General features: G+C 65.1%; 20 protein-coding genes and 1 pseudogene. 12 read left to right on the forward strand and 9 right to left on the reverse strand.

The window, feature by feature from the left end:
- The 6 genes and pseudogenes from FS320_RS08645 to FS320_RS47720 form a co-directional block, all read left to right on the forward strand.
- Window positions 1-157: DNA translocase FtsK (locus tag FS320_RS08645; protein ID WP_152710857.1), on the forward strand; the 157-nt coding region annotated here is incomplete at its 5' end.
- A 97-nt stretch (window positions 158-254) separates the two neighbouring features.
- Window positions 255-1,169, forward strand: a complete 915-nt coding sequence (locus tag FS320_RS08650; RefSeq protein ID WP_152710859.1) for an outer-membrane lipoprotein carrier protein LolA — start codon at window positions 255-257, stop codon at window positions 1,167-1,169.
- A gap of 78 nt (window positions 1,170-1,247) precedes the next feature.
- The gene (gene xth / locus FS320_RS08655; RefSeq protein WP_162002888.1) at window positions 1,248-2,063 is read left to right on the forward strand and encodes an exodeoxyribonuclease III; all 816 of its coding nucleotides are present in this window, start codon (window positions 1,248-1,250) and stop codon (window positions 2,061-2,063) included.
- A gap of 85 nt (window positions 2,064-2,148) precedes the next feature.
- Entirely contained in the window at window positions 2,149-3,453 is a 1,305-nt protein-coding gene (locus tag FS320_RS08660; protein ID WP_162002889.1) for an HWE histidine kinase domain-containing protein, read from the forward strand.
- Window positions 3,450-3,623, forward strand: a complete 174-nt coding sequence (locus FS320_RS45105) for a sensor histidine kinase (RefSeq protein ID WP_153885294.1) — start codon at window positions 3,450-3,452, stop codon at window positions 3,621-3,623. Before FS320_RS08660 ends, FS320_RS45105 begins: the two co-directional genes overlap by 4 nt.
- A 204-nt stretch (window positions 3,624-3,827) precedes the next feature.
- Window positions 3,828-5,342 (forward strand): annotated as a pseudogene (locus FS320_RS47720) (methyl-accepting chemotaxis protein); the annotation flags it as partial.
- A 143-nt stretch (window positions 5,343-5,485) separates the two neighbouring features.
- On the opposite strand, the gene FS320_RS08670 reads toward FS320_RS47720, so the two are convergent.
- Both FS320_RS08670 and FS320_RS08675 read right to left on the reverse strand, forming a co-directional pair.
- Window positions 5,486-5,980: a cyclic nucleotide-binding domain-containing protein gene (locus tag FS320_RS08670; protein ID WP_152710864.1), complete on the reverse strand. Its 495-nt coding sequence runs from the start codon at window positions 5,978-5,980 to the stop codon at window positions 5,486-5,488.
- 7 nt (window positions 5,981-5,987) lie between these two features.
- Entirely contained in the window at window positions 5,988-6,674 is a 687-nt protein-coding gene (locus FS320_RS08675; RefSeq protein WP_152710866.1) for a response regulator transcription factor, read from the reverse strand.
- A gap of 236 nt (window positions 6,675-6,910) precedes the next feature.
- Between FS320_RS08675 and FS320_RS08680 the strand changes: the two genes are divergently transcribed.
- Entirely contained in the window at window positions 6,911-7,444 is a 534-nt protein-coding gene (locus FS320_RS08680) for a L,D-transpeptidase family protein (protein ID WP_152710868.1), read from the forward strand.
- Between the two features lie 145 nt (window positions 7,445-7,589).
- On the opposite strand, the gene FS320_RS08685 is transcribed toward FS320_RS08680, so the two are convergent.
- Complete coding sequence (locus FS320_RS08685) at window positions 7,590-9,104, reverse strand: ABC-F family ATP-binding cassette domain-containing protein (protein ID WP_152710870.1); 1,515 nt, start codon at window positions 9,102-9,104, stop codon at window positions 7,590-7,592.
- A gap of 338 nt (window positions 9,105-9,442) precedes the next feature.
- On the reverse strand, window positions 9,443-10,369 hold the full coding sequence (locus FS320_RS08690) for a LysR family transcriptional regulator (protein ID WP_152710872.1): 927 nt from the start codon (window positions 10,367-10,369) through the stop codon (window positions 9,443-9,445).
- A 119-nt stretch (window positions 10,370-10,488) separates the two neighbouring features.
- Here FS320_RS08690 and FS320_RS08695 point away from each other — a divergent pair, with 119 nt between their 5' ends.
- Both FS320_RS08695 and FS320_RS08700 read left to right on the forward strand, forming a co-directional pair.
- Complete coding sequence (locus FS320_RS08695) at window positions 10,489-11,484, forward strand: aldo/keto reductase (protein ID WP_152710874.1); 996 nt, start codon at window positions 10,489-10,491, stop codon at window positions 11,482-11,484.
- A gap of 80 nt (window positions 11,485-11,564) precedes the next feature.
- Window positions 11,565-12,095, forward strand: coding sequence for a hypothetical protein (locus FS320_RS08700; protein ID WP_152710875.1), 531 nt, complete (start codon window positions 11,565-11,567; stop codon window positions 12,093-12,095).
- A 13-nt stretch (window positions 12,096-12,108) separates the two neighbouring features.
- Here the strand turns inward: FS320_RS08700 and FS320_RS08705 are convergent, their stop codons facing one another.
- Window positions 12,109-12,786, reverse strand: coding sequence for a YggS family pyridoxal phosphate-dependent enzyme (locus FS320_RS08705; RefSeq protein WP_152710877.1), 678 nt, complete (start codon window positions 12,784-12,786; stop codon window positions 12,109-12,111).
- 260 nt (window positions 12,787-13,046) lie between these two features.
- Between FS320_RS08705 and leuS the strand changes: the two genes are divergently transcribed.
- From leuS to holA, 3 genes are read left to right on the forward strand one after another with little or no spacing between them, the layout of a single operon-like run.
- Window positions 13,047-15,668, forward strand: a complete 2,622-nt coding sequence (gene leuS, locus FS320_RS08710) for a leucine--tRNA ligase (RefSeq protein WP_152710879.1) — start codon at window positions 13,047-13,049, stop codon at window positions 15,666-15,668.
- Window positions 15,655-16,191 (forward strand): LPS assembly lipoprotein LptE, encoded by a 537-nt coding sequence (gene lptE, locus FS320_RS08715; protein WP_152710881.1) that lies wholly within the window; start codon window positions 15,655-15,657, stop codon window positions 16,189-16,191. Before leuS ends, lptE begins: the two co-directional genes overlap by 14 nt.
- A gap of 4 nt (window positions 16,192-16,195) precedes the next feature.
- Complete coding sequence (gene holA / locus FS320_RS08720) at window positions 16,196-17,215, forward strand: DNA polymerase III subunit delta (RefSeq protein ID WP_152710883.1); 1,020 nt, start codon at window positions 16,196-16,198, stop codon at window positions 17,213-17,215.
- Between the two features lie 243 nt (window positions 17,216-17,458).
- On the opposite strand, the gene FS320_RS08725 is transcribed toward holA, so the two are convergent.
- The 4 genes from FS320_RS08725 to mnmG are packed head-to-tail and all read right to left on the reverse strand — an operon-like array spanning window position 17,459 to window position 21,707.
- Entirely contained in the window at window positions 17,459-18,343 is an 885-nt protein-coding gene (locus FS320_RS08725) for a ParB/RepB/Spo0J family partition protein (RefSeq protein WP_152710885.1), read from the reverse strand.
- An 18-nt stretch (window positions 18,344-18,361) separates the two neighbouring features.
- On the reverse strand, window positions 18,362-19,201 hold the full coding sequence (locus tag FS320_RS08730) for a ParA family protein (RefSeq protein WP_152710887.1): 840 nt from the start codon (window positions 19,199-19,201) through the stop codon (window positions 18,362-18,364).
- Complete coding sequence (gene rsmG / locus FS320_RS08735; protein ID WP_420846715.1) at window positions 19,198-19,812, reverse strand: 16S rRNA (guanine(527)-N(7))-methyltransferase RsmG; 615 nt, start codon at window positions 19,810-19,812, stop codon at window positions 19,198-19,200. Before rsmG ends, FS320_RS08730 begins: the two co-directional genes overlap by 4 nt.
- An 11-nt stretch (window positions 19,813-19,823) precedes the next feature.
- Window positions 19,824-21,707, reverse strand: a complete 1,884-nt coding sequence (gene mnmG / locus FS320_RS08740) for a tRNA uridine-5-carboxymethylaminomethyl(34) synthesis enzyme MnmG (RefSeq protein WP_152710889.1) — start codon at window positions 21,705-21,707, stop codon at window positions 19,824-19,826.
- Between the last annotated feature and the right edge of the window lie 43 nt (window positions 21,708-21,750).

A 21,750-nucleotide genomic window follows, 5' to 3' on the forward strand; every position in this document is an offset into this window, starting at 1 on the left:
GGCGTCGACGAGCTACATCCAGCGCCGGCTGCAGATCGGCTACAACCGCGCCGCCTCGCTCATGGAGCGCATGGAGCACGAGGGCATCGTCGGACCCGCAAACCACGCCGGGAAACGCGAGATTCTGCTTGAAACTCCGGGGACGGGAGACGATTAAGGCTCCGTCGGAACCTTGGCCACTGCCCTGCGTCATCAGTGACCGCTGCTTGGCCATCGCACATGGCCCAGGATGGTTCCGAAGGAGATCGAATCGGATGCGTCCCGTCCCTCTTGCCAGCCTGGTGACGGCGCTCTTCGCGGGTGCCCTGCCGGCCATGGCACAGACGCTTCCGATCGAAATGATCCTGCCCCCCGCCCGGCCGGCTGCGACTCAGGGCTTCAGCCCGTCGCCCCCTCATCTGCCGACAGCCTCCTTCCATCGCGCCACACCCGAGACCCAACCGTCTCGGCCCGTCATCCCCAGACCGGCGAATGCGGAGCAGGTTGTGGCCGTGACCGCGCCCCTGCCGCCGAGCCGCCCCGTGATGGCGGAGACTCACGAAGCACCCGAACCGCAGCCTATCGCCATTGCGCCCAAGCCCATCGTCACCGCCGCCATGGGGCCTGTGGCCCTCCGCCAGCCGCTGCCGAACGACGTCGTGGTGGAGCGCGCCAATGCCTATTTCACGAACCTAAGCACTCTGGTGGCCGATTTCACGCAAGTGGGCGGCGACGGGCGCAGGCAGGGCGGCACCCTCTATCTCCAGCGTCCCGGCAAGGTACGGTTCGAATACGACCCGCCCGCCACCCTCCAGGTGATCGCCGACGGCCGGTCCGTCGCCGTGCGCGACCGCAAGCTCGCCACCCAGGATCTCTATTCGATCTCCCAGACGCCGCTGAAATTCCTCCTGCGCGAGCGGGTCAATCTCGGCCAGGACATCAGGATCACCGGCATCATCAACGATGGCGATTCGGTGCGAATCAACCTGGAAGACTCCTCGACCCTCGGTGGCACGTCCCGCATCGCGCTCTATTTCGACAGCCAGGTGGAGAGCCTGAACCAATGGCGCATCGTCGACGCCCAGGGCTTCCAGACGGTGGTGGTGCTGGGCAGGATCGAGCGCGGCCGCCGGATCGACCAGGATCTGTTCAAGATCCAGTACGAAGCCCTCGTGGGCGGGAACAAATAAGCGCCGCGCGCTCCGCCACGCTTCCCTCCGGCGGAAATCTGTCGTAGCCGGAAGGGATCTTCCGAAGGGCCACACCCCGTGCAACTGACCGTCTCGACCTGGAACATCAATTCCGTTCGCCTGCGCATCGACCAGGTGGGCCGCTTCCTGAAGGAGCGGCGTCCCGACATCCTGTGCCTGCAGGAAACCAAATGTCCGAACGACAAGCTGCCCCTGAAGGAGCTGCAGGCGTTCGGTTATCCCTTCGTCGTCCATATGGGCCAGAAGGGCTATAACGGAGTCGCCATCCTGTCGCGCTATCCCTTCACGGAGACCGGCGTGATGGAGATGTGCGGCCGCCAGGATGCGCGCCACATCACCGTCACCTTGAGCCGGGAAGCCAAGGCGGCGGCAGGCGTCACGATCCATAACTTCTATGTCCCCGCCGGCGGGGACATCCCCGATCAGGGACTCAACGAGAAATTCAAGCACAAGCTCGACTTCATGGCCGAGATGCGCTCATGGGGCAGCCGCTCGAAGCCCACCTCCGCGCCGGCCATTCTCGTGGGCGATCTCAACGTGGCGCCGCTCGAGCACGATGTCTGGAGCCACAAGCAGCTTCTCGACGTGGTGAGCCACACCCCGGTCGAAACGCAAGCGCTGGAGGAGCTGCGCCAGGAGGCGGAATGGGTCGACGCCATGCGGGCCCTCCGCCCCGAGCCGGAGAAGATCTACTCCTGGTGGAGCTACCGCTCGCCGGACTGGGCCGCCGCCGACAAGGGCCGCCGGCTCGATCACATCTGGCTGTCGAAGGACATGAAGGACACCCTGCGCTCCATCGACGTCACCCGCGAGACCCGCGGCTGGGACCGGCCCTCCGACCACGCACCCGTAACGGCGGTGCTGGAGCTGTAAGGGCTTCTGCGGAGCGGCATAACCGCCCAGCCGTTTCGTGGCGGAAAAACTCTGCTATGGTTTTCCCATGACACAAGGGAATGCCGTGGCTCGCGTTGAATCGGGCGCAGAGCAGGACGATAGCGCGGCCGTCGAAGCGGTCGGCCGTATCGATGCCGTCTCCTCCATCCTCGAACTCGTGCTGGACAGCACCGGCCTCGGATTCGGGGCCGTTGCCCGGGTGACCGACACCTCCTGGACCGCCTGTGCGGTGCTCGACCGGATCGGCTTCGGCCTTCCCGTCGGCGGAACGCTCGAGGTCGCGACCACCTTCTGCTCGGAGATCCGCGCCTCCAGCACGCCCATCGTGATCGATCAGGCCAGCACGGACCAAGTCTATTGTTCCCACCGGACGCCCAAGATGTACGGCTTCGAAAGCTACATCGCGGTTCCGATCATCCTGCGCTCAGGCGAAATCTTCGGCACGATCTGCGCGCTCGATCCCAAGCCGGCCAAGCTGTCCGACCCCAAGACCCTGAAGACCCTGCAGCTCTTTGCCGACCTGATCGGCTCGCAGCTCGAGCTCGACGAGACGCTAGCCGATCTCAGAGCTGAGCGGGAGCACCTGCACACATTGTTCCGGCAGATGCCGAGCATGATGAGCGTCGTCCGCGGGCCGGATCACATCCTCGAAATGGCCAACGACGCCTATCGCCGCTTCGTGGGCGAGGAGCGGGCGCTCATCGGGCGTTCCATGCGGGAGACCCTGCCGGAGCTCGCGAGCCAGGGTTTCTTCGAGCTGCGGGACCAGGTTTACCGGACCGGACGGCCCCATATCGGGCGCGGCCAGCGCGTGCTGCTGGCGGGCGATGCCGAGGGCACTCTCGAAGAGCATTTCCTCGATTTCATTTATCAGCCGATGAAGGATGCCGAGGGCCGTGTGATCGGAATCTTCAGCGAGGCCATCAACATCACCGATCACAAGCGGGCGCTCGACCACCAGGGACTGCTGATCAACGAGCTGAACCACCGGGTGAAGAACACTCTGGCGACCGTGCAGTCCATCGCGTTCCAGTCGCTCAAGAACGCCGAGACTCTGGACCATGCCCAGGAGAGGCTGGAGAGCCGGCTGATGGCGCTCGCGCGCGTCCACGACGTGCTGACGCGGGAGAGCTGGGACAGCGCCGAGCTGCGCACCATCGTGCACCAGGCGATCTCTCCCTTCGAGAGTGTGGATCTGCAGCGCTTCGTCCTGTCCGGCCCGGCGATCAAGCTGCCTCCGCGCCAGGTGCTGCCCCTGTCCATGGCGATCCACGAGCTTCTGACGAACGCCCTGAAATACGGGCCCTCTCCGTGCCGTCCGGCTGGATTTCCATCTCGTGGGACCTCGCCGCAGAGGGCGAGGAGGTGACGCTCCGATGGGACGAGAACGGCGGGCCTCCTGTCCAGCCGCCATCCGCCCGCGGCTTCAGCACCCGCCTGATCGAGCGTGGCTTGGCTCAGGAACTCGGCGGATCCGTCGTGATCGACTTCGACCCGTCCGGTGTGATTTGTACCATCGTGTTTCCGCTCGCGGGCTAGCGTATCCGGCCGCCCGCTGAAAGTGAGGGTCACCCTGGAAGCACATTGCGGAAAAGCGGCCCTTCAACCCGGCCTTTGACGGGTTGTTAACCGGTATTTGCGAAGGCTTCTGCACGACTTTCCCTAAGGTAAACAACCGTGCAGTTCCTCGCCCATCGGAAGCTTTCCCACCTCACGACGGCCGCCATGGTGGCTTTCGTCGTGATGACCGCCGCCGCTCTCTTCGCAGCCGTCTCGCTTCAGACCCGTTCCGACGTCGAGACCAAAGCGCTGGCTCAGCTCCAATCCAATGTGCGGACCTTCGTGGGCATCCTGCGCGGCTCGATCGACAATCTTGCGGTGAAGAAGGATGCCGCGGGCGCCGTCACCGGGATCACCGTGAACGACGACGCGGTGTTCTACAGCGACGAACTGGCCGATCGGATCGCCGAGGCCACGCAAGCTCCGGCGACCCTGTTCGTGAAGGACAAGACGAGCGGAAACATGGTTCGCCGCGCCACCAACATGCACAATCCCGACGGCTCCCGCGCCGTCGGCACGGCGATGGACCGCAACGGCGTCATCTTCCCCATCGTGTCGGCGGGCGGCACCTATGTGGGCAAGGCCACGATTCTCGGCAGCGACTATCTTCTGGTGAACCTGCCCGTCTTCGGCCAGAGCGGACAGGTTCTGGGCGTCCTCGGCAGCGGCTTTCAGGTCACCGCCCTCCAGGCCTCGGCCAACCGCCTCCTGTGGCAGGTAGGGGTCGTGTCCCTGGCCGCCGTCCTCGTGCTGACCCTGGCGGCGATCCTGTCGGCCCGGATGCTGTTCCGGCCGATCCCGAAGCTGGCCCAGACCATGAAGAGCCTGGCCCACGGAGAGACCGCGCTGACGGTTCCTTACCTCGCCTGGAGGAACGAGATCGGCGAGATGGCTCGCGCGGTGGAAATCTTCCGCGAGAACACGGCTGAACGTCAGCGGCTCGCCGTCGAGCAGGCCAGCGAGAGCGGCGCGAAGATGCAGCGCGCCATGAAGCTCGACGAGCTGACGCGCCAGTTCGAATCCAATGTCTCGGCGCTGACGCAAGGGTTGGCCGCCGCGGCCTCGGAAATGGAGGCAACCGCCCAGACCATGACGACCACGGCCGATCGGACCAACCGGCAATCCGTCAGCGTGGCGGCGGCAGCCGAGCAGACATCGAGCAGCGTGCAGACCGTCGCGGCGGCAACGGAAGAGATGTCGATCTCGATCCGGGAGATCGCCCGCCAGTTCAACCAGTCGTCCCAGATCTCCTTCGAGGCGGTCGAGAGCGCCAAGCGGACCAACGGCATCGTGCAGGCCCTGTCGAGCAGCGCCGAGCGCATCGGCGACGTGATCACGCTGATCAACAATCTGGCCGCCCAGACCAACCTCTTGGCGCTCAACGCCACCATCGAGGCGGCGCGCGCCGGCGAGGCCGGCAAGGGCTTCGCCGTGGTGGCCTCCGAGGTCAAGAACCTGGCGACTCAGACCGCCAAGGCCACCGACGAGATCGGCTCGCAGATCGCCCAGATCCAGGGTGCCACCCACGAAGCCGTCGGTGCCATCCACGGCATCCAGACGATCATCGATCAGATCTCGACCATCTCGACCGGGATTGCCGCCGCGATGGAGGAACAAGGCGCCACGACGGGCGAGATCTCGCGCAGCGTCCAGGACGCCGCCCACGGCACTGGTCAGGTGACGGAGAGCATCGAGAGCGTGAAGCATGGTGCGGGCGAGACCGGCGCGGCGGCAACCCAGGTCCTGAGTGCGGCCCAGGAGCTTGCCCGCTATGCGGAGAACCTCAGCCGCGAGGTCGACGTCTTCCTGACCGACGTCAGGCCGCGTGAGGGGCAAACCCCTCACGCCTCATCCGGCGCCTTTGCCGGGATGTCCTCGCCGTCGATGGCGATGAGTTGCTGGCGGACCCGCTCCAGGCCCTCCGTGAGGCGGGTCAGCTCCTCGGCCATGGCCTCCTGGATCGCCGCGGCGGCGTCCGGGAATTCCTCCAGCACCCGGCGCATGAGGCTCGGCGTCACGCGGATGATGGCCGAGGGCTCGCGGGCGGTCGCGGTCGCGCGGCGCTCGATGCGGGCGAACAAGGCCGCCTGCCCGATAAGAGAGCCGGGACCGGCCAGGAAGGTTTCGGGCGAACCGTCGTCGCTGGCGTCGAGCGCGATGGCACCGCGGCTCACCACATAGCCGCCGTCCGCGCGGTCTCCTTTTCGGAACAGCACGTCGCCTTCGCGGTAGGTCCGGCTCTCCGACGCGAAGGCGACGAGGCGCAGGGCATCCCGCTCCAGCAGGTTGAACAGCGGAGCCTGGCTTAAGACCGTGATGTCGTCGTCCAGCGCCATGACGCTTTTACGGAATCAGCTTGTAGCCACCGGGCTCGGTGACCAGGATGCTGGCATTGGACGGATCAGTCTCGATCTTCTGGCGCAGGCGGTAGATATGCGTCTCGAGAGTGTGCGTGGTGACGTTGGAATTGTAGCCCCAGACCTCGGTGAGCAGGGTGTCGCGCCCGACCACCGCCTGACCGGCGCGGTAGAGATAGCGCAGGATCGCCGTTTCCTTCTCCGTCAGCTTGAGCTTGGAGCCCTTGTCGGTGGTGAGAAGCTTCGAACCGGGGCGGAAGATGTACGGCCCGATCTGGAACACCGCATCCTCGCTCGCCTCGTACTGGCGCAGCTGCGCCCGGATGCGGGCGAGCAGCACGGCGAACTTGAACGGCTTGACCACATAGTCGTTGGCCCCCGCCTCCAGGCCCATCACCGTATCCGCCTCCGAGCCTTGGGCGGTCAGCATGATGATCGGGCTGCGGAAGCCGTTCTGGCGCATGACTTTCACCGCCTCGCGCCCGTCCATGTCGGGCAGGCCCACATCCATGATGGCGAGATCGATCCGGTCCCCCTTCACCGCATCGATGGCGCCCGTGGCCGTCTCGGCGGTCGCGACCTGAAACTCGTCATAGAATCCGAGCTGTTCGGCTAGGGTGTCGCGCAGGTCCTGATCGTCATCGACGACGAGGAGGCGGCTGGCATTCGACATCTCAAACCCTTCAACACGATGGACTGCACAAGTCGCGTAAGCGGCCTTCGAAAAGCGGACCCCCTGAGCCTCAAGCCGGTTCGTCCGCCCCTTTACCGCCGCGCACGATCCCGGACCGAAAATCGCCGCCTGGCCTTCAGCCAGCGCGAGCCTTGAGCTTTGGATCATGCTCGACGCATAAGAGTAGTCATTCCCAGCTTGACAACAAGAGGGACCTTCCATCCCTTCCACTGCCCATGAAACTCTCTCGCGTCAATGTCATCCGCGTCTTTCGCTCCCCGCTTGACCACAAGCGCGGGCGTCTCGAGGCCGGCAATCTCGTCATTCCCTGCGCCCTTGGACGCTCGGGCACTGCCTACGCCAAGCGCGAGGGCGACGGTGCCTCGCCGGTCGGGCGCTTCGCAATCCTGCAGGCCTTTTACCGCCCCGACCACATTCCCCGGCCCCGAACCGGCCTTCGCTTAAGGCCGATACGCCCCACCGACGGCTGGTCCGACGACGTGAAGGATCGCCGCTACAACCGCCTCGTCCCCCTGCCCTGCCCCACCGGCCACGAGAAGATGTGGCGGGACGACCATCTCTACGACGTGGTGCTCGACATCGCCTGGAACCGCCGGCCGATCAGACGAGGCCGCGGCAGCGCCATCTTCCTGCATCTCGCCCGCCCGGGCCTCCTGCCCACGGAAGGCTGCGTCGCCGTCGACAAACGCATGATCCGCCGCCTGCTGGAGCGGATCGGGCCGAACACGCGGATCGAGATCGTGGGCTGACCATGGGCCCTCATTACCCCTCCCGGCCATCCCGATGAGGAAAAGCTCAGTGCCTCACTTCATCGAGATCACTGGCACGAGGCCGGTGATGACGTCTTTCACTCAATTTCACGTCCGGTACTAAATTAAGCGCGGCTCTCACCCCTCACCCGACCACGCTCTCGTAAAACGTCTCCGGCCCGTCGATCTCCCGCACTCTGCCCTTGTCGATGAGCAGGAAGCGGGTGCCGATGGTTTTGACGAAGCTGCGGTCGTGGGACACGACGATGCATGTGGCTTCCGCGTCGAGGATTTCGGATTCCAGTTGCTCGCGGCCCGGAATGTCCACGTGGTTGGTGGGCTCGTCCATGAGGTAGAAGTTCGGTTCGGTCAGGCGCAGAGCGAGCAAACCGAGCCGCGCCTTCTGGCCCGGCGACAACTTTGCGATGGGAAGCCCCTGCCTCTCGATGGAAAAGCCCGCCTCCGCCAGCACCGCGCGGCTGCGCTGATCGCCGAGGCGAAAGCGCGACAGAATGAAATCGTGCGCGGTGCTTCTCTCGGGCAATTGCTGCATGTCCTGATCCACATAACCGAGGGCGAGGCTCGGAGTCACGCGGATGCCGGGCAGTCCCTCGGGCCGGTTCATCGCCTCGTGCAGCAGGCGAACGAGTTGCGACTTGCCGGCGCCGTTGCGGCCGAGCACCGCGATGCGATCGCCCTGGGCCACGTCGAGCTTCGGAACCGCGAAGAGCTTGCGCCCATCCGGCGTCTGCACGGTGACGTTCTCCAGCGCCACGAGCACCCGCGCATGGGTGCCGCGATTGGCCAGCCTGATCTCGCCCGGCCGTTCCTTGTGAACAGCGCGCGCATTCTGCTCCAGAGCATCGGCCCGGCGCTTGATCTGCGCGGATTTTATCTGCGCCGCATCGCTGCCGCTGTTGATGCCGACATTGCGCAGCGCCGAGGCGCTCTGCCGAAGGCGCTTCACCTCGCGCAGGGTTTTTTCGCGCTGCGTCTGCGCGGCTGCATCGTGCGCATCGAGCAGTTCGCGGGCGCGGCGGTAGGGATGCGCGAAGGAGATCGATTCCTCCGGTCTCAGGAAAAGGGTTCTTGTCGTGCAGGCATCGAGGAAATCGCGGTCGTGGCTCGCCACCACGATGGGCGCCGTATAGCCCGCCGCGTTGATCCAGGCCTCCAGCTTGAAGAGCTTTTCGAGATCGAGATGGTTCGTGGGCTCGTCGAGAAGCAGCAGATCGGGCTGTGTGATCCATGCACGGGCGATCAGCGCCAACCGCTGCCAGCCGCCGCTGAGCGCGCGCATCGGAAGGTTGCGCAGATCGGCGGGCGTCTCGAACTCGTCGAGCACCATGTCGACACGCCATTCGTGTCCCTCTCGCTCGTCAGCCGGGAGCGCCCGATGCAGCACGTCATGGAAGGCGAGGTCGAGCAGGTTTGCCGGAACGTCCTGCTCCACGAGGGCGACGCGCAGGCCGCGCGAACGGACGATGTCTCCCCCGGTTGGCTCGGCCAGGCCCGCAAGGCATTTGAGCAGCGTCGTTTTTCCGGCGCCGTTGGCCGCGACGAGCCCAAGGCGATCACCCTCGCCGATGACGAGGTTCAGGTTCTGGAACAGGGGGATATGGGCAACGACGCCGACATTGCGAAGGGTCAGGGAAGCCATGCGATCAATCTCACTGGTGCAACGCGCTCGGGCAACAGCCATCGAAAGCGCGAGAAGTCTCGAACGTGTCGGACGCGCGGGAGCCTTGCGGAGCCACAAGCGCGATAAGCCGTTCAGAGCTGACCAGGATGAGATGAGGACGCGGGGAGCATTTTCAGCGAAAGGGAAGCCGGTTCTGCTTCAAGAAAATGCGGCACGGAAAACCCGCCGTCAGATCCGTTCGATGGTCGGCCCTGCAACAAGCTGCTGCAGGGCATGCCAGGGGCCGAACGTGCGTTGATGCATCGCTTCAATCATGCAGCCCTCCCTGGTTTCGAATGGTGATCGGGATCCAAGGCTTATCCGGAAAGAGCCGCGGGCGCAATCTCGGGCGAGGGCCGCTTCTTGATGAAATCCACGAAGGCGCGCAGGGGTGCCGGCATGTGACGGCGGCTTTGATAATAGAGGAAGGGCCCGGAGAAGGGCTGCAGCCAATCGTCCAGCACGGGCACCAGGGCACCGCTCTTCAATTCCGGCTCGATAAATCCCTCGAAGGTGGCGATCAGGCCGAGCCCCTGGATCGCGGCGCTGATTTCCAGGTCGATGTTGTTCGCGATCACCCGGGCCGTGGGAGTGATCTTCACGATCTCGCCGTCGCGCTCGAATTCCCAAGGGTGCATCACGCCGCTGGCGAAGCGATGGCGGATGCAGGCATGGTTCAGAAGGTCCATCGGATGCGAAGGCCGGCCATGGGCAGCGAGATAGGCGGGCGCGCCGGCGACCAGGAAGCGCTGCACGCGCGGGCCGATGGGCACGGCGATCATGTCCTTCTCCAGTCGCTCGTCATAGCGGACACCGGCGTCGAATCCGGCCGCCAGAACGTCGACGAAGCTGTCCTCGGTGGTCACCTCCAGGGCGATGCCCGGATGGGCGGCCAGGAACGGGCCGATGATCGGCGGAAGCACGAGACGGGCCACCGCTGTCGGAACGTTGAGCCGCAGCGTCCCGGTCGGCGAATCGCGAAAGCCGTTCACCGCATCGAGCGCGGCGGCGACCTCGCTCAAAGCGGGGCTCAGGCGTTCGAGCAATCGCTGCCCGGCCTCCGTCGGCGTGACGCTGCGCGTGGTCCGGTTCAGAAGCCGCACGCCGAGCCGCGCTTCCAGTCGCCGCAGGGCCTCGCTCAAGGACGAGGCCGAGACGCCGCGCAAGCGCGCCACGCTGCGGAAGGAGCGCGCCCGCGCCACCGCCGCGAAGGCTTCGAGATCCGCGAGATCGACATCGCTCATTGTTCGAAAATCCAAACAGCCTGTTCTTGTTATGCCGGATTATCGCACGAACAGGAAGCGGGCATGATCCGTTGACGTCGGCGAAGAGCCGCCGGCCGACATTTTCAGGAGATCATCAGATGCAACACCGCCGCTTAGGGAAAACCGGTCCCTCCGTGTCCGCGCTCGGCCTCGGCTGCATGGGCATGTCGGGCATGTACGGGCCGGCGGACCGGGCCGAGGGAATCGCCACCATTCATGCAGCCCTGGAGGCCGGCATCACCCTTCTCGATACCGGCGATTTCTACGGCATGGGCCATAACGAGATGCTGGTCGGCGAGGCGCTCCAGGGGCGCGACCGCGATCAGGCCGTGATCAGCGTCAAGTTCGGCGCCATGCGCGATCCCGCCGGAGCGTGGCTCGGCGACGATGCCCGCCCGCAGGCCGTGAAAAGCTTTCTCGCCTATACCCTGCAGCGCCTGAGGGTCGACCATATCGACATCTACCGCCCGGCCCGGCTCGATCCGAACGTGCCGATCGAGGACACCATCGGGGCCATCGCCGACATGGTGAAGGCGGGTTACGTGCGCCATATCGGCTTGTCCGAAGTCGGCCCCGACACCATCCGCCGAGCCGCTGGCGTGCATCCGATCTGCGACCTCCAGATCGAGTACTCCCTGATCTCGCGCGGCATCGAGGACGCCATCCTGCCGGTCTGCCGCGAACTCGGCATCGGCATCACGGCCTATGGGGTGCTTTCGCGCGGTCTGATCAGCGGCCATTGGCAGGGCGAGACCACCGGCCCCGGCGATTTCCGCACCCATAGCCCTCGCTTCCAGGAGGGCAATGTCGAGAAGAACCTCGCGCTGGTCGAAGGTCTGCGGCGTCTGGCCGAGGCCAAGGGCGTCAGCGTCGCGCAGATCGCCATCGCCTGGGTGGCGGCGCAGGGCGATGACATCATCCCGCTCGTCGGCGCCCGCCGCCGCGATCGCCTCGCCGAGGCGCTCGGGGCCCTTGACGTCAAGCTCACCGAGGAGGATCTCGCGGCCATCGAGCAGATCGTCCCCAAGGGCGCGGCCGCCGGCGACCGCTATCCGTCCGCCCAGATGGCCATGCTGGACAGCGAGAGGGTGTGAGGAGGCGTGCGTAATCTCACCGCCGAGCGGATGTCATATGTTACAACAATCGGGGTCTCATTCATCGTATCGAGTCTCTCATGGGCCGCATCGTAATCGTTCCTTTTTTGCTGAGCATGGCGCTTGGCCCCCTTCTGTCGATGTCCTCAACCGCTCAGGCAGAGGATCTGGGCGCATGGCGGGTGCTCACGGCCGAGGAGGAAAAGATCCGCGTCGGAGAGACGCCAAGCAGTGAGGCCGATCCTTCAATGATCGAAGCCGACTTCGATGGCGATGGACGGAAGGACAAGGCGCTGATCGCAATCCGGAAGCCCGATGATGTGCTCGGCCTCATCGTCCTCCTCAAGAGCCGCCCTCAGATTTTTGTCCTATCCGAGCACAACAGAAGCGGTCTGGATGTTGATCAAAGCGGCCTTCCCCATTCGGGTCTTAGCGTTGCTGAGCCTGGGGCTTGGCAGCCGAACTGCTACGATGATGAGTGTTTCAAGCGTCCGCCAAAGAAAAGAATTCTGAAAAATCCAGGTATTCTTTTCTATGATGGCCCCAATACAGTGCTTTATTTTTGGGAGCCGAGAACCAAGAGCTTTGGTGGTTCCTTGATGGTCCACTAGCGGAGTTAAACCTTCAAGCCTTTGGCCGACTCCCAAAAATCGCGCTGCCGACCCGCACATGGGTGGCGCCGAGCTGGATCGCCGCGTCGAAATCGGCGCTCATGCCCATGGACAGCATGGCGAGGCCGTGGCGCCTGGCGATGGTGTTGAGCAGCGCGAAATGGGGCGACGGCGGGTCCTCCGCCGGCGGGATGCACATGAGGCCCGCGATCTCCAGGCCGTATTTGCTGCGGCAGGCCTCAAGGAAGGCATCAACCTCGGCCGGGATCACGCCGCCCTTCTGCGGCTCCTCGCCGGTGTTCACCTGTACCAGCAGGCGCGGCCTCTTGCCCTGCCTGACGATCTCCTTGGCGAGCGCTTCGGCGAGCGACGGGCGGTCGAGGGTGTGGATCACGTCGAAGAGCTCCACCGCCTCCCGGGCCTTGTTGGACTGCAGCGGGCCGATCATGTGGAGCTCCACATCGGCAAAGCGCTCGCGCAAGGCCGGCCATTTGGCCTTGGCTTCCTGTACGTAATTCTCGCCGAAGACCCGCTGGCCTGCGGCGAGCACCGGCTCGATCTCCTCCACCGGGAAGGTTTTGGAGACCGCCACGAGGGTGATGGAGGATAGGTCGCGGCCATAATCGGAGGCCGCGCGCCGGATGCTCTCCTGCACCTGTTTCAAGCCTTCGACCGCGCCGTTCTCGCTCATGGCATCCTCTCTCGCTCCGCACTGTCATCCCCGGCCGGAGATGGCGAATGCCATCACGCTAGAAGGGGATCCATGGTCAGGCACGCCCCGATGATCCCCCTTCCCGGCTCTGCGAGCCGCCGGGGATGACACACCGCGTCGAATCTTGACCGTCTCGCCCGCGCGAAACCGTTGACCGCGCGGGAGAGCTGTGTCCTAGTCCGCGCCAACGCTGCGGCGCAAGCCGCTTGAATCGCTAAACGACGGATGTGCTGAGAAAAATGAGGCCCGAGCGCTACAACGCCAAGGAAGCCGAGCTGAGATGGCGGCAGGTCTGGAATGACCGCGACCTGTTCAAGACGAACAACGACGACCCGCGTCCGAAATACTACGTGCTCGAGATGTTCCCGTATCCGTCGGGACGCATCCATATGGGCCACGTGCGCAACTACACCATGGGCGACGTGGTGGCGCGCTACAAGCGCGCGCGTGGCTTCAACGTACTCCACCCCATGGGCTGGGACGCGTTCGGAATGCCGGCCGAGAACGCCGCCATGCAGAACAAGGTCCACCCGAAGGAATGGACCTACGCCAACATCGCCACCATGCGCTCCCAGCTGCAATCGATGGGTCTCGCCATCGACTGGAGCCGCGAGATCGCGACCTGCGATCCGAGCTATTACAAGCATCAGCAGCGCATGTTCCTGGACTTCCTGGAAGCAGGCCTCGTCGACCGCAAGACCGCCAAGGTGAACTGGGATCCGGTCGATCACACCGTGCTCGCCAACGAGCAGGTGATCGACGGCCGCGGATGGCGCTCGGGCGCCCTGGTCGAGCAGCGCGAGCTGACCCAGTGGTTCCTGAAGATCACCGATTTCGCCCAGGATCTCGACGACAGGCTCGACACCCTCGACCGCTGGCCGGAGAAGGTGCGCCTGATGCAGCGCAACTGGATCGGCCGCTCGGAAGGCCTGCTGGTGCGCTTCGCGTTGAAGCCCGAGACGGTCCCGAACGGCGACACCGAGCTGCAGATCTACACCACGCGGCCGGACACCCTGTTCGGCGCGAAGTTCATGGCCGTCGCGCCCGATCATCCGCTCGCCAGGGCGGCCGCCGAGAAGAACCCCGAGCTTGCTGCCTTCATCGAGGAATGCAAGCGCATGGGCACGGCGCAGGAAGCCATCGACAAGGCCGAGAAGCTCGGATTCGACACAGGGGTTCGCGCCGAGCATCCGTTCGACCCGAACTGGACGCTGCCGGTCTATGTGGCGAACTTCATCCTGATGGAATACGGCACGGGCGCCATCTTCGGCTGCCCGGCGCACGACCAGCGCGACCTGGACTTCGTCAACAAGTACGGGCTGGGCAACACGCCGGTGGTCTGCCCGCCGGATGTCGAACCGAATGCCTTCGTCATCACCGACACGGCCTATGACGGCGACGGCCGGATGATCAATTCCCGCTTCCTCGACGGCATGACCATCGAAGAGGCCAAGGATGAGGTCGCCCGCCGCCTGGAATCGCAGACCCGCGGCAACCGTCCGGTGGCCGAGCGCAAGGTGAATTTCCGCCTGCGCGACTGGGGCATCTCGCGCCAGCGCTACTGGGGCTGCCCGATCCCGATCATCCATTGCGATGAATGCGGCGTCGTGCCGGTGCCGAAGGATCAGCTGCCGGTGGTGCTGCCGGAGGACGTGTCCTTCGACGTGCCGGGCAACCCGCTCGACCGTCACGCGACCTGGAAGCACGTGGATTGCCCGCAATGCGGCGGGAAAGCCCGCCGCGAGACGGACACCATGGACACCTTCGTGGATTCGTCCTGGTACTTCGCGCGCTTCACCGACCCGACCCTGACGGACAAGCCGACGGACCGCGCGACCGTGGACCATTGGCTGCCCGTCGACCAGTATATCGGCGGCATCGAGCACGCGATCCTGCACCTGCTCTATTCGCGCTTCTTCACCCGCGCGATGAAGAAGACGGGCCATGCCGGCGTCGACGAGCCTTTCGCCGGCCTGTTCACGCAAGGCATGGTGGTCCACGAGACCTACAAGGATGCGAGCGGCGGCTGGGTGCTGCCCTCCGACGTGCGCTTCGAGACGCAAGGCGCGGCACGCAAGGCGTTCCATGTGGAAACCGGCGCGCCTATCGAGATCGGCTCGATCGAGAAGATGTCGAAGTCGAAGAAGAACACGGTCGACCCGGACGAGATCATCGCATCCTACGGGGCCGATACGGCGCGCTGGTTCATGCTCTCCGACTCGCCGCCGGAGCGCGACGTGATCTGGACCGAGGAGGGCGTGCAGGGCGCAGGTCGCTTCGTCCAGCGCGTCTGGCGCCTCGTCGGCGATCTCGCCGAGCGCATGGCAGCCGGGAATTCCGCTGCCGCGGAAGGCCCCATCGCCACCGCCGTCCGCAAGGCGGCGCACAAGGCGCTGGCGGCCGTCGAGGACGATGTCGAGCGTCTGCGCTTCAACCGCTGCGTCGCCCATCTCTACGAGCTCGCCAACAGCCTGCAGGATCTGTCGAACCAGGCCAAGACCAGCGACGAGCCGGGCTTGGGCCAGGCCTTCACTGATGCCGGGCGCATCTTCGTGCAGCTGCTCGCCCCGATGATGCCCCATCTCGCCGAGGAATGCTGGGAATCCCTGGGCCAGCAGGGCGTCGTGTCCGACACGGCCTGGCCGACGGTCGACCGGTCGCTTCTGGTGGAGGACACGGTGACCCTCCCCGTGCAGGTCAACGGCAAGAAGCGGGCTGACGTGACGGTTGCCCGCGATGCGGATCAGGCTAGTGTCGAGGCGGCCGTGCTCTCGCTCGATGCCGTGCAAAAGGCGATGGAGGGGAAGCCCGCCCGCAAGATCATCGTGGTTCCCCAAAGGATCGTGAATGTCGTCGTTTAAGTTCAAAGGCCTCGCCCACGTCGTTCTCGTGGCAGGCCTGTCTCTCGGCCTGTCCGCCTGCTTTCGGCCGCTCTATGGCCCGACCGCCTCGGGCCAGTCGCTCCAGACGGTCCTGGCCTCCATCGACGTGCCGGAGCTGCAATGGCCGCCGGCGCTCGCCAATACGGGGCATTACCTGCGCAGCGAGCTGGTCTACCTGCTCAACGGCTCGGGATCGGACACGGCCAAGCGCTACAAGCTCGCACTGCGCATGACCGAAAGCCAGTCGAGCCCGGTGGTCGACAGCGAGACCGGCACGGCCAGCTCCGTCATCGTCGGCGGCACCCTGACCTATACGCTGACGAGCCTGGACGGAAAGACGGTGGTCACGCAGGGCACGGCCACATCGGCCACGAGCTTCGACCGCTTCCCGCAGCGTTTCGCCAATATCCGGGCGGCGCGTGACGCTGAGATCCGGCTCGCCACGGATCTGGCGCAGCAGGTGAGGACCCGCTTGTCGGCGACGCTCGCAACCCAAAGCTGACCCGATGGTCGCCGTCAAAGCAGGTGACGTGGACGGAGCGCTGCGGCGCCCCGATCCGCGCATCGGCGTCTTCCTATTCTACGGGCCCGACATGGGCCTGATCAACGAGCGTGCCCGCGCCGTCGCCGAGCGCTCGGTGGACGATCCCTCCGACCCGTTCCAGCTCATCCGCATCGATGGCGACGACATCGCCTCGGACCCGGGCCGCCTCGCCGACGAGGCCGGGACCATGGGTCTGTTCGGCGCTAAGCGCGCGATCTGGGTGAAATCGACCTCGCGCAACATCGCGCCGGCGGTCGATGCGGTTCTGAAGGGCGAGTTGCAGGACACGGTGATCGTCATCGAAGGCGGCGATCTGCAGAAATCCGCGCCGCTGCGGACATTGTGCGAGCGTTCGCAGAAGGCGCTCGCCCTGCCCTGCTATGCGGATACGGGCCGCGATCTCGGCACGGTCGTCGATGATGCCTTGAAGGCCAACGGTTTTTCGATCCAGCGCGAGGCCAGAACCGCGCTGATCGCGAGCCTCGGCGGCGACCGGCTCGCCACCCGCGGAGAACTCGCCAAGCTCATGCTGTATGCCCATGGCCAGCGCGAGATCACGCTGGCCGACGTGGACGCGATCATGAGCGACGTGTCGAGCCTCGCCATGGACGCGGTGGTCGATGCCGCCTTCGCCGGCGAGGGCACGGGCCTGGAGACAGGCTCCCGGCGCCTGGCCGCGGAAGGCGTGAATGCATCCGTGCTGCTCGGCGCCGCGCTCCGCCATGCCCTGATGCTGCTGACAGCGCGGATTTCCGTAGAGGAAGGTCGTCCGATCCCCAATGTGATGGAAGGCATGCGCAGCCTGCACTTCCGGCGCAAGCCCCTGGTCGAACGCCATCTCCAGCGCTGGACGAGCGGCAGCCTCAAGGATGCCGTCGCGTTGCTTCAGACCAATTTGCTGCAGACCCGTCGTCTCGCGGATCTCGCCGATACGATCGCGGCCAAGACCCTGCTCGACATCGCAAGAGCGGCAAGGCGGTAGCTCGGCGACTTTCTTTTTATGGAAATTCACCCCTCATTGTGAGGGTCTTGCTCACAACTCTCTCACCTCATCCTGAGGATCAGCCATGGCTGCGTCACGAAGGAGGATCCAGAGAGCACCGGAGGCGCCCTCGTCCTTCGAGACGGTGCTAAAGCACCTCCTCCGGATGAGGGCTCAGGGCTGCTCCCATTTCGGACTGGCCTCGCCGGATGAGGTTTTCGCGCTGGAGAAGGCGGTACGGGATTACGGATTCAACCGCCGGCACAGGCCGTCGAGCTGCTCGAGGGTCTTATACTTGATGCGCAATTCGCCGCCCTTGCCCTTGTGGTCGATGCTGACGGTGAGGCCGAGCACGTCCTGCAGGGCCCTTTCGAGCGCGCGGGTGTCCGGGTCCTTTTCCACCTTGGCGGGCTTCGCCGTCGTGGTCTCCGCCTTCGCGGGATCGGCATTGTCGTTCTGCGCGATCTCCTCGACCTGACGCACGCTCAGGCCCTCGTCGAGGACCCGCTTGGCCACCTGCAACGGATCCTTCACGGAGAGCAGGGCGCGGCCGTGGCCCGCCGTGAGCTTGCGCTCCATCAGGAGCTTGCGCACCCCGACCGGCAGATCGGCGAGGCGCAGCATGTTGGCGATGTGGCTGCGGCTCTTGCCGATGATCTTCGAGAGGTTCTCCTGCGTATAGGAGAACTCGACCATCAGCCGGGAATAGCCTTCCGATTCCTCGATCGGGTTGAGGTCGGCGCGCTGGACGTTTTCGAGGATCGCGTATTCGAGCGAGGTCTTGTCGTCGATCGTGACGACGACCACGGGCACCTTGTGCAGACCCGCCTTCTGCGCCGCGCGCCAGCGGCGCTCACCGGCGACGATCTCGTATTCCTCCCGGTGGTTCGGGATCGGCCGCACCACGATCGGCTGGATGATGCCGCGATCCTTGATCGACTGGGTCAGCTCCTGCAGATCGTCGTCGTCGAATCGCTTGCGCGGATTGCGCGGGTTCGGGCGCAGGAACTCCACCGGCACGTGGCGGGGCACGAAGCCCTTTCGCTCGAGGTTGCCCATTTCGTCCCCGACCTCGCCGATCAGGGCGGCCAATCCACGGCCGAGACGCGACTTACCTTCTTCTGCCATTGTCTCTCTCAAATGTTCTTAAGCCGCGCGCAGGGCGCGTTCACGCTGAATGACTTCGGACGCCAACCGGAGATAGGCCTGCGAGCCGGCGCATTTCAGATCGTAGAGCAGGACCGGCTTGCCGTGCGACGGAGCCTCGGACACGCGGACGTTGCGCGGGATCATGGTCTCGTAAACCTTGTTGCCCATGAACTGGCGCACGTCGGCGACGACCTGCCCCGAGAGGTTGTTGCGGGGGTCGAACATGGTCAGCACGACGCCGTGGATGGAGAGATCCGGATTGAGCGCCGAACGGACCTGCTCGACCGTCTTGATCAGCTGGCTGAGGCCTTCCAGAGCGAAAAATTCGCATTGGAGCGGCACCAGAACCGCGTCAGCAGCGGTCAAGGCATTGATGGTCAAAAGATTGAGCGATGGCGGGCAATCGATCAAAATATAGGTAAAAGGTTCACTTACCTCGGAGGCCGAAAGGCTCTGAATCGCCGAGCGGAGTCGATGCGACCGATTCCGCTCGTTCGCAATCTCCAGCTCGACACCAAGCAGGTCGAGAGTCGAGGGCGCGACCGATAATCCGGGCACCACGGTCTCGGTGATGCTCTCGGCCAGTGAGGCTTCACCGGCCAGCACATGGTAGGTCGAGATCTGGCGGCTCTTCCGGTCGATGCCGAGACCCGTCGAGGCGTTGCCCTGCGGGTCGAGGTCGATGATCAGCACCTTCTCGCCGATAGCGGCGAGCGCCGTGCCGAGATTGATCGCCGTCGTCGTCTTCCCGACGCCTCCCTTCTGGTTGGCGAGCACGAGAACGCGCGGCGTCACGCCACGCGCGCCTGCTTCGGGTCCGTTGCGGTCGGTCATCATGAATGGCTCTCGATGGAGGTTATGCGAAGAATCCTGGCCTCAGGATCGGTCAGGCTTGGCAGGATCTCTGCCTCGAATGTCCACTTTTTCCGGGCCTCGGTCAATTCAATCTCGGCGTCGCGCCCCTTGGGAAACAGGCCCATTGTCCCCGCTTTCAACAAGGGCTCGGTCCAATCCAGCAGCATAGGGAGCGACGCCAGGGCGCGGGCCGAGACCACATCCGCCTTGCCGACGAAGCCGGGCACCACGGTTTCGAGCCGCGCTTCGTGCACCTTGGCCGGGGCTCCCGTCAGCCGTGCGATGTGACGGAGGAAGGCGCATTTGCGCGAATTGCTCTCGACGAGGTGGACCTGGAGCCCCCTCTCCGCTCCCGCGATGGCGAGCACGAGACCGGGAAATCCGGCGCCGGCGCCCAGGTCGAGCCAGGTTTCGGCGTCCGGCGCGAGGTCCAGAAGCTGGAGCGAATCGACGATATGACGATCCCAGATCCGGTCGAGCGTGGCCGGCCCGACGAGGTTCTTGATCGCCTGCCAGCGGCGAAGTTCGCGCTCCAGCAACTCGAGCTTCTCAAATGTTTCACGTGAAACATTCAGGTCCGATGCGGTGATCATGGCCGACTTCATCACGACAGCGACTCGGCCGCACGGCTGTTTCGGTTCGTCGACCTGCGGGCATGGGCGGCGAGCAACGTCAGGGCCGCCGGCGTGATGCCCTCGATCCTCGCCGCCTGACCCAGGGTCTTCGGACGGATCAGGTCGAGCTTGGCCTTGATCTCGTTCGACAAGCCGGGAAGCCCCTGGAAATCGATGCTCTCCTCCAGAACCACACTCTCGTCACGGCGATAGGCGGCGATGTCCGCCTGCTGGCGGTCGAGATAAACCGCATAGGTGGCATCCGTCTCCAGCCGTTCCCGCACGGGTATGCTCACGGCTGACAGGTCGGGCCACACCTGTGTCAGGTCGTTCCAGCCGACGCTCGGATAGGACAGAAGCTGATAGGCCGAGCGGCGAATGCCGTCCTGGTTGAGTTCCAGGCCGTGGCGGGACCCTTCCTGAGGCGTCAGGGTCAGGGCGTGCAGCCGCTGCCGCGTCTCGCGGATCTCGTCCTGAGAGCGCCGGAAATGCGCCGCGCGCTCGGAGCCGACGCAGCCGAACTCCATGCCTTTGCCGGTCAGGCGCTCGTCCACATTGTCGATGCGCAGGCTGAGCCGGTATTCGGAGCGCGACGTGAACATGCGGTAGGGCTCGCTCACCCCGCGGGTGATCAGGTCGTCGATCAGCACACCGATATAGGATTCGGCCCGGTCGAATACGATGCCGTCCTGGCCGCAAGCCCGGCGTGCCGCATTGAGGCCTGCGACAAGACCCTGGGCCGCCGCTTCCTCGTATCCGGTCGTTCCATTGATCTGGCCGGCCAGAAAGAGGCCCTGCACCGCCTTGGTTTCGAGCGCAGCATTCAGGTTGCGTGGATCGACGTAATCGTACTCGATGGCATAGGCCGGCTGGAGCATCCGCACCTGCTCCAGGCCCGGAATGTGCTTCAGGAAAGCGAGCTGCACCTCCTCGGGCAGGGAGGTCGAGATGCCGTTCGGATAGACGGTGACGTCGTCCAGGCCCTCCGGCTCGAGAAAGATCTGGTGGCCGTCCCGGTCGCCGAAGCGCACGACCTTGTCCTCGATGGACGGGCAGTAGCGCGGTCCCCTGCCCTGGATCTCGCCGGAATACATGGCCGAGCGATGCAGATTGTCCCGGATCAGCTCATGCACCTTGGCCGTGGTGCGGGTGATGCCGCACTCGATCTGCGGGTTCGCAATCCGGGTCGTGAGCAGGGAGAACGACACCGGCTCGTCGTCGGCCGCCTGCTTGTCGACGCCGGCCCAGTCGATGGTGCGGCCATCGAGGCGGGGCGGGGTGCCGGTCTTCAGCCGTCCGAGGGTGAAGCCGAGCCGCTCGAAGCTCTTCGGCAGGCCGAGCGAGGGACGTTCGCCTATGCGACCGGCCGGGATCTTCTTCTCGCCAATATGGATCAGCCCCGACAGAAAGGTGCCGGTGGTGATGATTACGGCTGCGGTTGCGAGCACACGGCCGTCCGTGAGCAGGAGGCCCGTGACGCGGCCATCCTGGACGACGAGATCGTCCGCCTCCCCTTCCACGACGGTCAGATTCGGCGTCTGCAGCAGCTCACCCTGCATGGCGCGGGCATAGAGCTTGCGGTCGGCCTGGGTGCGCGGCCCGCGGACCGCCGGACCCTTGCGCCGGTTGAGCAGGCGGAACTGGATGCCGGCCCGGTCGGCGATACGGCCCATGACTCCGTCGAGGGCATCGATCTCACGCACGAGATGGCCTTTACCCAGGCCGCCGATGGCCGGATTACAGGACATGGCGCCGACGGTCGACAGTTTGTGCGTGACCAGGACCGTGCGCGCGCCCATGCGGGCCGACGCGGCGGCCGCCTCGGACCCCGCGTGGCCGCCTCCCACGACGATCACATCGAACACCTGACTCATGTTGATCTCCATGCCGGAGCCGCGGATCCAGAGGTGGAGTGCA

The sequence above is a fragment of the Microvirga tunisiensis genome (genome assembly GCF_009296175.1).
GTDB classification, from domain to species: Bacteria; Pseudomonadota; Alphaproteobacteria; order Rhizobiales; family Beijerinckiaceae; genus Microvirga; species Microvirga tunisiensis.